Source organism: Pseudomonas sp. C2.3V, assembly GCF_058536325.1.
The window spans coordinates 293,422-307,345 of sequence record NZ_JBZUBN010000002.1; the positions used below are offsets into that span (position 1 = coordinate 293,422).

14 protein-coding genes are annotated in these 13,924 nt (G+C 58.2%); 11 read left to right on the forward strand and 3 right to left on the reverse strand.

The window, feature by feature from the left end:
• Positions 1 to 23 precede the first annotated feature (23 nt).
• Positions 24 to 1,466 (forward strand): amidase, encoded by a 1,443-nt coding sequence (locus AC4LF3_RS21145; RefSeq protein WP_491836657.1) that lies wholly within the window; start codon positions 24 to 26, stop codon positions 1,464 to 1,466.
• A gap of 61 nt (positions 1,467 to 1,527) precedes the next feature.
• Here AC4LF3_RS21145 and AC4LF3_RS21150 read toward each other — a convergent pair whose 3' ends face one another.
• On the reverse strand, positions 1,528 to 2,211 hold the full coding sequence (locus AC4LF3_RS21150; RefSeq protein ID WP_434155467.1) for an SDR family oxidoreductase: 684 nt from the start codon (positions 2,209 to 2,211) through the stop codon (positions 1,528 to 1,530).
• A gap of 176 nt (positions 2,212 to 2,387) precedes the next feature.
• Here AC4LF3_RS21150 and hpaB point away from each other — a divergent pair, with 176 nt between their 5' ends.
• A complete protein-coding gene (hpaB, locus tag AC4LF3_RS21155; RefSeq protein WP_010799032.1) occupies positions 2,388 to 3,950 on the forward strand; it encodes a 4-hydroxyphenylacetate 3-monooxygenase, oxygenase component in 1,563 nt (520 codons plus the stop codon).
• A 54-nt stretch (positions 3,951 to 4,004) separates the two neighbouring features.
• Positions 4,005 to 4,517, forward strand: a complete 513-nt coding sequence (gene hpaC, locus AC4LF3_RS21160) for a 4-hydroxyphenylacetate 3-monooxygenase, reductase component (protein WP_010799031.1) — start codon at positions 4,005 to 4,007, stop codon at positions 4,515 to 4,517.
• A gap of 47 nt (positions 4,518 to 4,564) precedes the next feature.
• Here the strand turns inward: hpaC and hpaA are convergent, their stop codons facing one another.
• On the reverse strand, positions 4,565 to 5,497 hold the full coding sequence (gene hpaA, locus AC4LF3_RS21165) for a 4-hydroxyphenylacetate catabolism regulatory protein HpaA (RefSeq protein WP_122043769.1): 933 nt from the start codon (positions 5,495 to 5,497) through the stop codon (positions 4,565 to 4,567).
• A gap of 151 nt (positions 5,498 to 5,648) precedes the next feature.
• Here hpaA and AC4LF3_RS21170 point away from each other — a divergent pair, with 151 nt between their 5' ends.
• From AC4LF3_RS21170 to hpaI, 8 genes are all read left to right on the forward strand, one after another.
• Positions 5,649 to 6,305 (forward strand): fumarylacetoacetate hydrolase family protein, encoded by a 657-nt coding sequence (locus AC4LF3_RS21170; protein WP_197871687.1) that lies wholly within the window; start codon positions 5,649 to 5,651, stop codon positions 6,303 to 6,305.
• A 10-nt stretch (positions 6,306 to 6,315) separates the two neighbouring features.
• Complete coding sequence (locus AC4LF3_RS21175; RefSeq protein ID WP_491836658.1) at positions 6,316 to 7,089, forward strand: fumarylacetoacetate hydrolase family protein; 774 nt, start codon at positions 6,316 to 6,318, stop codon at positions 7,087 to 7,089.
• Position 7,090: 1 nt separating this feature from the next.
• Positions 7,091 to 8,551 (forward strand): 5-carboxymethyl-2-hydroxymuconate semialdehyde dehydrogenase, encoded by a 1,461-nt coding sequence (hpaE, locus tag AC4LF3_RS21180; RefSeq protein ID WP_491836659.1) that lies wholly within the window; start codon positions 7,091 to 7,093, stop codon positions 8,549 to 8,551.
• Positions 8,552 to 8,685: 134 nt separating this feature from the next.
• Positions 8,686 to 9,543: a 3,4-dihydroxyphenylacetate 2,3-dioxygenase gene (gene hpaD / locus AC4LF3_RS21185; protein WP_491836660.1), complete on the forward strand. Its 858-nt coding sequence runs from the start codon at positions 8,686 to 8,688 to the stop codon at positions 9,541 to 9,543.
• 67 nt (positions 9,544 to 9,610) lie between these two features.
• Positions 9,611 to 10,003: a 5-carboxymethyl-2-hydroxymuconate Delta-isomerase gene (locus AC4LF3_RS21190; RefSeq protein ID WP_150346135.1), complete on the forward strand. Its 393-nt coding sequence runs from the start codon at positions 9,611 to 9,613 to the stop codon at positions 10,001 to 10,003.
• A 47-nt stretch (positions 10,004 to 10,050) separates the two neighbouring features.
• Positions 10,051 to 11,358 carry an MFS transporter gene (locus AC4LF3_RS21195; RefSeq protein ID WP_491836661.1) on the forward strand — a complete coding sequence of 436 codons (1,308 nt, stop codon included), beginning with the start codon at positions 10,051 to 10,053 and terminating at the stop codon, positions 11,356 to 11,358.
• A 2-nt stretch (positions 11,359 to 11,360) separates the two neighbouring features.
• On the forward strand, positions 11,361 to 12,164 hold the full coding sequence (gene hpaH, locus AC4LF3_RS21200) for a 2-oxo-hept-4-ene-1,7-dioate hydratase (protein ID WP_407363726.1): 804 nt from the start codon (positions 11,361 to 11,363) through the stop codon (positions 12,162 to 12,164).
• Between the two features lie 63 nt (positions 12,165 to 12,227).
• Positions 12,228 to 13,031 (forward strand): 4-hydroxy-2-oxoheptanedioate aldolase, encoded by an 804-nt coding sequence (gene hpaI / locus AC4LF3_RS21205; protein WP_312271683.1) that lies wholly within the window; start codon positions 12,228 to 12,230, stop codon positions 13,029 to 13,031.
• Between the two features lie 63 nt (positions 13,032 to 13,094).
• On the opposite strand, the gene hpaR is transcribed toward hpaI, so the two are convergent.
• Positions 13,095 to 13,571 carry a homoprotocatechuate degradation operon regulator HpaR gene (gene hpaR, locus AC4LF3_RS21210; protein ID WP_010799021.1) on the reverse strand — a complete coding sequence of 159 codons (477 nt, stop codon included), beginning with the start codon at positions 13,569 to 13,571 and terminating at the stop codon, positions 13,095 to 13,097.
• Between the last annotated feature and the right edge of the window lie 353 nt (positions 13,572 to 13,924).

Here is a 13,924-nt window from a genome sequence, read left to right on the forward strand (position 1 = left end):
TTCAGTTACAAGGAGCTCCGCTTATGAATGACATCGACTACCTGCTGGACACCCTGGATGCCACAGCCCTGAGCCTGCTCGTACGGCAAGGTGAAGTGACGCCAATCGAATTGCTCGACGCGGCGATCCAGCGGCTCGACCGGGTGAACCCGCAACTCAACGCCATCAGCGAGCGGTGCTATGACGTGGCCCGGCAGATGGCACAACGACCGGAAGCCCGACAAGGCGTACTGGCCGGTGTTCCGACCCTCATCAAGGACCTCTTCTCCCCTGTCCAGGGCGCCCGCATGACACAGGGCTCGCGCGTCATGGGTGAGGCACGCGCTGATCTTGATTGTGAAGTGGTTGCCCGTCTGCGTCGCGCGGGCTGTGTGTTTGCAGGCACCACCACGTCACCGGAATTCGGAACCTCCTACACCACCGAGTCGACCCGTTTCGGCGCCACCCGAAATCCCTGGAATACGGAACGCAGTGCCGGCGGGTCCAGCGGTGGTGCTGCCGCCCTGGTCGCTGCCCGTGCCATCCCGTTTGCTCATGGTAACGATGGGGGCGGCTCACTGCGTGTCCCGGCATCCTGTTGCGGGGTCTTCGGTCTGAAACCCACCCGAGGTCGGTTGCCTTCCGGTCCGCTGGTAGGCGAAGGGTGGGCCGGAATGGGGACGCCCCATGCCATTACGTTATCCGTACGCGACAGCGCCCTTCTGCTGGACGCCACCGCTGGGGCGGACCTGGGTGCGCCCTACGCAGCGCCGGCTCAAGCGATGCCGTTCGTCCAGGCCGTCTCGGCTGATCTCGCACCGCTTCGTATCGCGGTGATCGAGCAACTGGGGCCGTGGCCAACAAGTCCGGAAGCGTTGACGGCGGTACGTCATACTGCACGGCTGTGCGAGCAGCTCGGCCATCATGTGGAGCTTGCCACGCTACCCGTCAATCTGCCGGGACTTCTGGACCATCTCTTCAATATCATTGGCCCAAGCACTCGAAACTTTCTGGATATGGTCGGCCAGCTGAGAGGGCAGTCCGTAGGAGACGAAGAGTTGGACCCCCGTACGCGCATCATTCTACGCGAGCGGGGTAATATTCCGGCCGCACGTTATGCCGCCGCGGTAGAAAGCATCCATGCGCTGGGAAGGCAGCTGGCCTACTTCCTGATTGACCATGATCTGATCCTGACGCCAACCCTGACTCGAGAGCCACCCCTGATCGGTGACCTGGACGCCTTTGACCCCAGCCTCAGCCTGGCCGAAGTAATCGAAGCCTTCCATAGCTATTCACCCTTCACGGCGCTGTTCAATGCGTCCGGCCAACCGGCCATGTCCGTTCCGCTCTACTGGACAGAGAATGGGCTGCCACTCGGCTCGCATTTTGCGGCACGCTTTGGTGAGGAGCACACCCTGCTTGCGCTGGCGGCACAACTCGAACGCGCCCAACCTTGGGCGAACCGCAAGCCGCTGGTCTGTGCATAAAGGTACGAGGCACAGGACGGAGCAGACTGTGTGCCTTATTTCCGTACTAACGTGCCTCAACCTACCAGGGCAGCGACTCGCCCTGGTAACTGACAAAATCACACTGGCAGCGACCTGCCTGCTGCTCGATGACGGCAATCAGACCCTTGGCGCTTTCGGTTGTGGTCAGTGGTGCCGAGTGGCCGCCCATGTCGGTCTGAACCCACCCCGGGTGTAACGCCAACACACTGAACGACAACGGGATATGCGAGGATGCCCAGCTCCTGAGCAGGCTGTTTAGGGCCGCCTTGCTGGCTCCATACAACGGCATATCTGCGGCACGATCAAGCGTGACACTTCCCATCTGGGAGCTCATACACGCCACCACACCGCCGTCTGCGATGCAATGGCTTAACCCTTCGACAATACGCAGCGGCGCAACCGTATTAGTCGAGAACAACTCTGCAATCTCTTCGGTATTGATTGCCATGACATCCTGGTGATCAGGCCCATAAATCCCTGCGTTGACGATCAGACGATCCAGCGTTGTGTTCTGCAATTGCTTCTTGAGAGAAGGAATCAGTGCCGGGTCCGTCATATCGCCGGACAGCAGCACCAGCCGATCGCCGTAAGTCGCGCTCAATTGTTGCAAGGCTTCGTTATCAGACCGACGAACCAGCGCAAAGACTTGCGCACCGCGTTCCAGGTACTGCGTAACCAGCGCCAATCCGATACCCCGTGACGCACCCACGATCAATACATTCATTTCGTTCAGCTCCCCTGGCGAGATTCATCAGCCCGAAGTGGCAGATGAAATCGCTCCATGAAAAGTACAAGCGGTTGTCTGGAAAAGCCATTCTTCCGCCGCGGCGGCAGGCTCATGATCTCTTCCAAGCGTTACGCATTACCTGCATAAGAACAATGATACGGAGACATGCCCTCATGATGCCCGAAGATTATCGTGCCGAGAAAAACCGTCCACTGACGGGCGAAGAATACTTGGCCAGCCTGCGTGATGATCGTGAAATCTACATCTATGGCGATCGCGTCAAGGATGTCACTACCCATCCGGCCTTCCGTAACGCCGCGGCCTCCATGGCCAAGCTGTACGACGCCCTCCATGATCCCGAAACCAGAGAAACGCTCTGCTGGGAAACCGACACGGGCAACGGCGGCTATACACACAAGTTCTTTCGCTTCGCCCGTAACGCGGATGAACTGCGCGAACAGCGTGATGCCATCGCCGAGTGGTCGCGTCTGACCTATGGCTGGATGGGCCGCACACCGGACTATAAGGCCGCCTTTGGCAGCGCACTGGGCGCGAACGCCGAGTTCTATGGCAAATTCGAGCAGAATGCCCGCACCTGGTACAAGCGTATCCAGGAAGCGTGCCTCTACCTCAACCATGCTATCGTCAATCCGCCCATCGATCGCGACAAGCCGGTCGATCAGGTAAAGGACGTATTCATCTCCGTGGATGAAGAAGTTGACGGTGGCATCATCGTCAGCGGCGCGAAAGTCGTGGCGACCAACTCGGCCCTGACACACTATAACTTCGTGGGGCAAGGCTCTGCGCAGCTGCTCGGAGACAACACAGATTTCGCCTTGATGTTTATCGCCCCGATGAATACCAAGGGCATGAAGCTGATCTGCCGTCCCTCCTATGAGTTGGTGGCCGGGATGACGGGTTCTCCATTTGACTATCCGCTGTCGAGCCGCTTCGACGAGAACGACGCCATCCTCATCATGGATCGGGTGTTCATCCCATGGGAGAACATTCTGATCTATCGAGATTTCGATCGCTGCAAGCAATGGTTTCCACAAGGCGGCTTTGGTCGACTGTTCCCCATGCAAGGCTGTACCCGTCTGGCCGTCAAACTGGACTTCATCACCGGTGCACTGTTCAAGGCACTGCAATGCACCGGCTCGCTGGAGTTCCGTGGCGTGCAGGCACAAATGGGCGAAGTGGTTGCATGGCGTAACCTTTTCTGGTCACTTACTGACGCCATGTACGGTAATGCTTCCGAGTGGAAAAACGGCGCCTGGCTACCCAGCGCTCAAGCCTTGCAAGCCTATCGTGTGCTGGCGCCACAAGCCTATCCGGAGATCAAGAAGATCATTGAGCAGGTCGTGGCCAGCGGCTTGATCTACCTGCCGACCGGATCGCGCGATCTCAAGGACCCGACGCTGAACAAATACCTGAGTACCTATTGTCGCGGGTCCGGCGGTATGGGCCATGAGGAACGTATCAAGATCCTGAAGCTGCTTTGGGATGCCATCGGCACGGAATTTGGCGGACGCCATGAGCTGTACGAAATCAACTATGCCGGGAGCCAGGACGAGATCCGCATGCAGGCGCTGCGCCATGCACAAGGAACCGGTGCGATGAAGAGCATGACTGATATGGTAGAGAAGTGCCTGTCGGACTACGACCTAAACGGTTGGACCGTTCCGCACCTGACCAACCCGGACGATATCAACATGCTGGACCGTATTCGCCAGTAATCCTGCAATGCTGTCGCCGGATCGCTGATCCGGCGCCCCGTGGAGGTAAAGGTCATGACCCAACTCAGCCCAACCCAACAAGCCTTTCGCAATGCCATGGCGTCGCTGTCCGCCGCCGTGAATGTCCTGACCACCAATGGTCCTGGTGGACGCTGTGGCATTACGGCCACTGCCGTCTGCTCGGTCACGGACACGCCGCCCACCGTTATGGTGTGCATCAACCGCAACAGTGCCATGAATGGTGTCTTCAAGCAGAACGGGCGGCTGTGCGTGAATGTCCTGGCGGGCGAACATGAAGAAGTGGCCCGTCATTTTGCCGGGATGACCGGTATCGACATGGATGAGCGCTTCAAGCGTCACGCCTGGAAGGAGGGCCGCGAGGGCGTTCCGATTCTTGACGATGCCCTGGCCAGCCTGCAGGGAAGGATTACCGATACCCAGGAAGTCGGCACCCACTCGGTGCTTCTCGTAGAGCTCGATGAAATCTGTACCCGCGAGCGATGCGACAGCCTGGTGTATTTCAGCCGTAATTTTCATCGACTGCAACGCGAGCACAGCGCTGCCTGACCGGTCGCCCCCTTGCCGCGTCATATGTGGCGCGGCTTTTTTAGGGATTACGACTCGGTTGCCAGAGTGCTGGCGCGACGGCTGAGCCGATAGTCGCTGGGCGTAATGCCTGCCTGGCGCGTAAAGAAGCGACTGAAGTAGGCCGGATCCTTGAAGCCCAGGCGAAAGCATATTTCGTTGGCTGAGCTCCCTGTAAACACCAACAGCCGCTTGGCCTCTTGCATAAGGCGGTCATGGACGAGCCGTTTCGAGGGAATGTCTGCGGTACGTCGGCAGATGTCGTTCAGCCGCGATTCCGTTAGGCCCAACTGATCAGCGTATCGGGACAACGGCCAATGCTCGGTGTAGTGCGCTTCGATGAGTTCATTGAAGCGCCGAAACAACTGCAGGTCATCCTGCCGCGCAGGCTGTGCCGCGATTGATTTTGGAGAGAGACGAAGCATGCTGATAAAGATCAGGCGAGTCAGGGCTATCAGGCCACAGGCCTGGCCAGGACGAGGTGTACCCGCCTCCAGCCTTAGCAACTCAAACAACGAGGCCAGCCGCTCGGCCTCCTCGCGAAACTCAGCCTCCAGGCTGGCCAGGCCTACACAGATCGGCAGGAATCCCGATGCGGTCCAGAGATCAGGCACCTCCTGCAATAGCGACCATACCAGCTGTTGGCGAACCGTCAGGACATGCCCGTCGCTGCCCTCCTCCGTCACAAAGGCATGGGGGACCGGAGGCGGGGTGATGAAGAACATGGGGCCTTGCTCCTGGTACTGCCGGTCATCCAGGTACACCCGAACCTTGCCGGTCTTCACGTAATGCACCTGAAAGAACCGGTCATGCCGGTGGGCACGCATGTTGCGCCCGAAGAACTCCGCCAGTCTGCCTAGCGCATCGTAATGCACCTCGGCATCGGCATAACGCTGGTCGTAGACCTGACCGATGTTGATGTTGGGGATCGGCTGGATAGACACGGACGCAGGACTTTTCATGAACATCATTCTTTTTGTTGTTGAACCAAGCATACGCGAACTCAGGTAACACTTGACCTTAGTTAACATATTAAATATAAAGTTAACACATTAACTATTTACTCCCAAACAGGTATGCCCTGTTTCCACACCAATAACAAGGGAGAGCGCCATGTCGCGATCACTTAGCGAATCTGCCAATGGAACACTGTTCGGCGTTGCCCTGAATTTCCAAGGCCTTTTGCGCAGCCGACTTGAAGAGTTTCACGAACCGCCTTACCAACAGCCCCCACTGAAACCGGTCCTGTTCATCAAGACGCCCAACACCCGTAACGGGCACCAGCAGCCCGTCATCATGCCCCAGGGGGAGCGTCTGCAGGCAGGCCCAGCCCTGGGAGTAGTGATTGGCAAACGGGCCAGCCGGGTAACTGAAGACCAGGCCATGGGCTACGTGGCGGGGTATACCGTCGTCAACGAATTCAGCCTGCCGGAAGAGAGCTACTACCGGCCTGCGGTGAAGGCCAAATGCCGGGACGGATTCTGTTCCATAGGTCCTGAGCTGGTGCCGGCAGAGGCCGTGAGCGACCCGAATCTGCTCACCCTCAAGCTCTATGTAAACGGCACGCTGCGCCAGGAAAACACGACGGCTAACTGGGTACGCACCCTCCCTCAGCTGATCGCCGAGCTGAGCGAGTTCATGACGTTGAACGAAGGCGACGTGCTGATCACCGGTACGCCTGAGGGCCGCGTCGATGTCACGCCGGGTGATCGCGTAGAGGTCGAGATCGACCGCATCGGCCGCCTCATCAATACCGTAGTTGCGGAATAAGGAGCACCCCATGAAACATGCACGTATTCGCTATCAGGGTGAGATCCATACCGTTACTGTCGACGATGACCATGCAGTAAGTCTGCCCAGTGGCGAACGGCTATTGGAAGACCAGGTGGAATGGCTGCCGCCCGCCACAGGCAGCATGTTTGCCCTGGGCCTCAATTATGCGGACCACGCGGCAGAGCTGGCTTTCAAAGCACCCACCGAGCCACTGGCCTTTATCAAATCGCCCAACACCTATACCGGACACAGGCAGATCACCTGGCGGCCTGACAACGTCAAGTACATGCACTACGAGTGTGAGCTGGTGGCTGTCATTGGCAAACCGGCACGTCATGTAAAGCGCGCGGACGCGTTGGACTATCTGGCTGGCTATACCGTGTGCAATGACTATGCGATCCGCGACTACCTCGAGAACTACTACCGCCCCAACCTGCGGGTGAAAAACCGCGACTGCACTACACCGATCGGTCCCTGGATCGTCGACACCGCCGATGTGCCAGACCCATCCAACCTGCGCCTGCGCACCTGGATCAATGGTGAGCTGAAGCAGGAAGGCACCACGGCGGACATGATCTTCGATATCCCCTACCTGATCGAATACTTTTCCAGTTTCATGACCCTGCAGCCCGGCGACATGATCGCCACCGGCACGCCGGAAGGCCTTGCCGATGTAGTGCCTGGAGATGAAGTCGTCGTGGAAGTGGAAGGCGTCGGTCGCCTCGTCAATACCATCGTCAGCGAAGAAGCTTTCTTCGCCGCAGCTGCCAAAGAGGTCTGAAATGATCAAGCACTGGATCAACGGCCGTGAGGTCGAGAGCAAGGAAACGTTCACCAATTACAACCCGGCGACCGGCGAGGCACTGGGCGAAGTGGCCAGCGGCGGCGCCGAGGAAGTCGCCCAAGCCGTGGCGGCTGCCAAGGAAGCTTTCCCCAAGTGGGCCAACACCCCGGCCAAGGAACGGGCCAAGCTGATGCGCAGGCTAGGCGAGCTGATCGACAAGAACGTGCCCAATCTGGCCGAGCTGGAAACCCTGGATACGGGGCTTCCAATTCATCAGACCAAGAACGTACTCATACCCCGAGCCTCCCATAACTTCGACTTCTTTGCTGAAGTCTGCACACGGATGGATGGGCATACCTATCCGGTCGATGACCAGATGCTGAACTATACCCTGCACCAGCCGGTAGGGGTCTGCGGCCTGGTTTCACCCTGGAACGTACCGCTCATGACAGCGACATGGAAAACGGCGCCGTGTCTGGCACTGGGCAATACCGCCGTATTGAAAATGTCCGAGCTGTCGCCCCTTACGGCCAACGAACTAGGCCGTCTGGCCTTGGAAGCAGGCATTCCGCCAGGCGTATTGAACGTCGTGCAGGGCTATGGCGCCACAGCTGGAGACGCCCTGGTTCGTCACCCGGACGTGCGGGCCATCTCATTCACTGGCGGCACCGCTACCGGCCGAAAAATCATGGAAACGGCAGGGCTCAAGAAGTACTCCATGGAGTTGGGCGGCAAATCGCCTGTGCTCATCTTTGATGATGCCGATCTAGGCCGCGCGCTGGACGCCGCTCTCTTCACCATCTTCTCGCTCAACGGTGAGCGTTGCACGGCGGGCAGCCGTATCTTCATCCAGGAAACGTTTTACGACCAGTTTGTCGAGGAGTTCGCTGCACGCGCCAAGCGCCTGATCGTGGGTGATCCGCAAGATCCAAAGACCCAGGTCGGCTCGATGATTACCCAGGCTCATTACAACAAGGTCACAGGCTACATCAAGATTGGTCTGGAAGAAGGCGCCACGCTCATGGCAGGTGGTCTGGAGCGTCCAGCGAACCTGCCCGCCCATCTGACAAAGGGGCAGTTCATCCAGCCCACCGTATTTGCCAACGTCGACAACAGGATGCGTATCGCTCAGGAAGAGATTTTCGGTCCTGTCGTCTGCCTCATCAAATTCAAGGATGAGGCCGAAGCCCTGCGCCTGGCCAATGATACCGAATACGGCCTTGCGTCCTATATCTGGACCCAGGACATCGGCAAGGCGCACCGTCTGGCCCGTGGCATCGAGGCCGGCATGGTGTTCATTAACAGCCAGAACGTACGGGACCTGCGCCAGCCATTCGGCGGCGTGAAAGGCTCTGGTACCGGCCGTGAAGGGGGCGAGTACAGCTTCGAGGTGTTCACGGAGGTGAAGAACGTGTGCATCTCCATGGGCAGTCACCACATCCCGCGCTGGGGTGTGTAACCACTCCCGTCCCCAGGGCCAGCGCCTGCTAGCGGTATCGGCAGGCAAGCACCCGGGTTTTCGGGCTTATCACGGCCAAGCAGTTACAACACAGCGCCCTGATCTTTTGTTCGGGGCTAACAAGGAGAACTGTCATGGGCGAAGTCGTCCTTGCAGCCAAGATTACACATGTTCCATCCATGTATCTGTCTGAACTGCCCGGAAAGCACCAGGGTTGCCGCGAGGCAGCCATCGCCGGTCACAAGCTCATCGGTCAGCGCGCCCGCGACCTGAGCGCCGACACGGCCGTCGTGTTCGATGTTCACTGGATGGTCAACAGTGGTTACCACATCAATTGCGGGCAGCAGTTCGAAGGGATCTACACCAGTAACGAGCTGCCGCACTTCATCAAGGACATGGCGTATCAATATCCGGGCGATCCCGAGCTGGGAGCGCTGATCGGTGGGGAAGCCAATGCCGCAGGGATCCGCACCATGGCCCATAACATCCCTAGCCTGGAGCTTGAATACGGAACACTCGTTCCCATGCGCTACATGCACATTGGCGTACCGGACAGCCAAAAGCTCAAGGTCATTTCCATTGCCGCCTGGTGCGCCTGGCATCGGCTGGAAGACAGCTTTGCCTTTGGTGCTGCGGTTCGTCGCGCCATTGAAAAAAGCGACCGCAAGGTACTGGTACTGGCATCCGGATCACTCTCCCACCGGTTCTCGGACGATCGGGTCGCCGAGGCGAATATCCATAAGTGGACCCGCGAATTCGACAAGCAGGTCGACTTGCATGTGGTGGAGTTGTGGCGGCAAGGTCGCTTCAAAGAGTTCTGCGCCATGCTTCCAGACTACGCCGAGCACTGCTATGGCGAAGGCAAGATGCACGATACGGCCATGTTGCTGGGCCTGCTGGGCGGCCCTGAATACAGCAAGCCCGTCGAAATCGTGACCGAGCCGTTCGGAAGCTCGGGCACCGGTCAGATCAACGCCATCTTTCCTGTTTGACTGGTGTTAGCAGCCTCCAGGGTCCGTACAGGCTCCTGGAGGATGCACGTCCGCTGGAGTAAAAACCATGCCCCACTTCATTGCCGAATATTCAGCCAATCTTGAACATGACGCAGACCTGCCGGGTTTGTTTGAAAAAGTCCACGCCTGTCTCGGCAACAGTGGTGTTTTCCCCCTAGGCGGTATTCGTAGCCGCGCGATCCGCATGGATACGTTCCGCATGGCTGATGGAAAACATGACTATGCGTTCGTTCATATGACGCTGAAGGTAGGTGCTGGCCGCGACCTGGAGACAAGGAGTCAAGTAGCTGATGCATTGTTCGAGGTGATCAAGCATCACTTCGCCGAGCTTCAGAGCAGACGCCTGCTAGCACTGTCGTTCGAGATGACCGAACTCTCGGCCGAACTCAACTACAAGCACAACAATATCCATGCCTTCCTGAGCGAGCAGGCCGGTTAGGCAGCGTTCTGTTTGCGTCCTGACAACAACAATAAAAGGCACCCACCATGGCACAGGCAATCGATACGCTTTCGGTTTCGGAAAAAAATGATGCAACTTACCGGCACATCACCTGGCGACTGATGCCACTGCTGCTGGTCTGCTATATCTTCGCTCATCTCGATCGCATCAATATCGGCTTCGCCAAGCTGCAAATGAGCAGCGACCTGCACTTCAGCGATACCGTTTATGGATTTGGCGCAGGCCTGTTCTTTATTGCCTATGCGCTGTTTGGCGTACCCAGCAACCTGATGCTGGACCGTGTGGGGCCGCGCCGCTGGATTGCCACGCTAATGGTGGTCTGGGGCGTCCTGTCCACCGGCATGATGTTCATCGAGTCCGCCACCGGCTTTTATACCCTGCGCTTTCTGTTGGGCGTGGCGGAAGCGGGCTTTTTCCCTGGCATCCTGGTTTATCTCAACCGCTGGTTTCCGGCCCATCGGCGGGCGTCGGTCACTGCACTGTTTGCCATTGCCGTCCCTATGGCGGGGGTCATCGGCGGCCCCTTGTCCGGCTGGATTCTGGAGCTGTTCAAGGACAGCGGCGGTCTGCGGGGGTGGCAGTGGATGTTCATGTTGGAAGGTCTGCCAGTGGTGTTGCTTGGGTTGGTCGTCCTCAAGGCCCTGCCGGACAGATTCGAGAGCGTCAGCTGGCTTGAGCCTACCCAAAAGCGTCAACTCCGTGATGCCCTGGCGGGAGAGGAGCAGCGCAAAACGATTACCTCCTTTTCAGGCATTGTTCGCAACGGACAGGTGTGGTTGCTCGTGGCGATTTATTTTGCCGTCATGTTGGCCGTCAATACCCTTGCCTTCTGGATGCCAGCTCTCATTCACGGCGCTGGCATCGGTCAAGACAGCAACGTCGGCATGCTCAGTGCCATCCCTTATCTGGCAGGCTGCTTCTTCATGATCGCTGCAGGCCGCTCTTCCGATCGCCACCGCGAACGCCGCTGGCACCTTTGCGTCCCCCTCCTCATGGGTGCGGCCGGTATCGCCATCGCCGGGCTGGCACCTCAAAACACAACCCTTGTCATGCTGGGCCTGGTCATTGCAGGCATGGGCGCAAGCTCCGCGCTGCCCATGTTCTGGCAGTTGCCCCCGGCGTTTCTATCGTCAGGCACACAGGCGGCCGGCATTGCCATGATCAGCTCCTTTGGTAGCGTGGCGTCATTCCTCGCTCCCTACTTCATTGGCTGGATGCGCGATACCACGCAAAGCGCCAGCCTGGCGCTCTATGTTCTAGCGGCGCTCATTGCTGTCGGTGCCTTTTTGGTACTGCGCACCCCTGCCGCCACTGTCAATCCACAAGGAAACTAGCCATGCTCGACAACGCCTTTATCCGCGCGGCCGCTGAACGTCTTGACCAGGCCGAGCGCTCCCGGGAACAGATCGGTCAACTGTCCCTGGAGCAGCCAGGGATCACTATTGAAGATGCCTATGCCATCCAGCGCGCCTGGGTCGAAAAAAAGATCGCGGATGGTCGCAAAGTGGTTGGCCACAAGATAGGCCTCACCTCCCGCGCCATGCAGGTGTCATCCAATATCACAGAGCCGGACTATGGCGCTCTGCTCGACGACATGTTTTTCGAAGAAGGAACCGACATTCCCTTTAATCGATTTATCGTGCCACGCGTGGAAGTCGAGCTGGCCTTCGTCCTGGGCAAGCCACTGAAGGGTCCGAACTGCTCGATTTTCGATGTGCTCGATGCCACCGAGTATGTCATTCCGGCGCTTGAGATCATCGATGCGCGTATCCAACAGATCGACCCCCATACCAAGGCTACACGCAAGGTCTTCGACACCATCTCCGACAATGCCGCCAATGCCGGCGTCGTCATGGGCGGCAAGCCGATTCGCCCTCACGCTATCGATCTGCGGCGCGTACCGGCCATTCTTTACCGCAACGGGGTGATCGAGGAATCGGGTGTCTCCGCAGCGGTGCTTAATCACCCGGCCAAGGGCGTTGCCTGGCTGGCCAATAAACTGGCCGCCTATGACGTCACGCTGGAGGCGGGCCAGATCATCCTGGGCGGCTCATTTACACGACCCGTGCACGCAAGCCCGGGCGATACTTTTCATGTGGATTACGACCAGCTCGGCAGCATCGCCTGCCGCTTCGTCTAAGACCGGTTTGGCCTGCGGCAGCGCGCTCATGCCCAGGCCAACCTCCCGCCGTGAGGATTTACCATGCAGCTTCCTATCAACACCTTCAAACAGCGCCTCAAAGGCGGTGACCCGCTGATTGGCCTCTGGATTGGCCTCGCCAATGCCTACAGCGCTGAATTAGCCGCCAACGCCGGTTTCGACTGGCTGCTGCTTGATGGCGAGCATGCGCCCAATGATGTCCGCAGCCTGCTCGCTCAACTACAGGCCGTTGCGCCGTATGCCACCCACCCGATTATACGGCCGCCCATTGGCGATCCTGTGCTTATCAAACAGCTTCTGGATATTGGCGCCCAGACACTGCTTGTGCCGATGGTCGAATCCGCTGATCAGGCCCGGGAATTAGTAAAGGCCATGCGCTATCCACCCGAAGGCATCCGCGGGGTAGGCAGCGCCCTGGCAAGGGCGTCACGGTGGAACACGATCCCCGGCTACCTGGATCACGCTGATGAACAGATGTGTCTTCTAGTCCAGATCGAGAACCGAACCGGCCTGGATAATCTAGATGCCATTCTGGAGGTCAATGGAGTGGACGGAGTGTTCATCGGTCCTGCTGACCTGTCTGCCGCACTGGGGCATCGTGGCAATCCAGGCCACCCAGACGTTCAAGCCGTAATTGAAGAGGCGATTGTTCGTATTGCTAAAGCCGGCAAGGCGGCAGGTATTCTTTCAGCCGATCAGACGCTCGCCCAGCGTTATATCGAGCTGGGCGCAGTCTTTGTAGCGGTGGGGGTCGACACAACGGTGCTGATGAAAGGCCTTCAAACGCTGCTAGGCCATTTCAAGCACAACACTCCAAAGCCCACACATGGTGGCGGGGTCTATTAAGGTATGAGGCACCGAGCCTGAACTGAACCAGCGGCCCTTGGGCCGCTTTACCTGCCCAGCTGATCAGCTGTCATCCCGATCGGGATAGACAAGGCGCTCTTCGTCGTCATCCTCCGAGCCAGGCCGCACCTGTTTGAGTTCTTCCAGCAAGGCGATTAGCGTCTTGAGCTTTTCCTCACCAAATTGCTCCTGGATGCGCTGGTAGTTGGTCTCCATACCCGTGGCCATGGATTCGAAGCACGCCCGGCCACGATCCGTCAGGCTCACGTAAACACGCCGCTGATCCTTGGGTGTTTTCCAGCGCTGCACGTACCCGTCACGCTCCATGCGAGACAATACACCGGTCATGCTGGGCTTGAGAATGCAGGCCTGCTTTGCCAGCTGATGGCTCTCCATTTCACCCCGCTGCCAGAGTATCCGAATGATGCGCCATTGCTGTTCGGTAAGGCCGTGCTCATTCAACAACGGACGGAAAAACCCCATGGCCGCTTCGCGGGCCTGCAATAAGGTAAGCGTAAGAGAAGGACGCGGTTTCAGCATGACAATTAGTCACCAGGAGCCAAGAAAGATATCGTTGCACGGGCCGGACGCCAGCCCAATGAATAGATTGGCAGATATACCGCCATTTACCAACGGAGCGGGACCATCGCATATAATTAACATATTAATGAACCATTCTGAATTCATCTTCGTCCCTCACCCCATTCAAATCGATTGGTGCGTTCACGGCAGCGCAAGCCGCCTTGCCTCATCACACCGGGTGATGCCTTGCGGGTGGCAGAGAAGATCAAACCCTGCGGCAGCGACATGCAAGCTCTCTTGATTGACGACTCCTAAGCTCTGGACATGAAGCCTCACCGCTTGCCTTAGAGCCTTGAGAATAGCCAGGAATC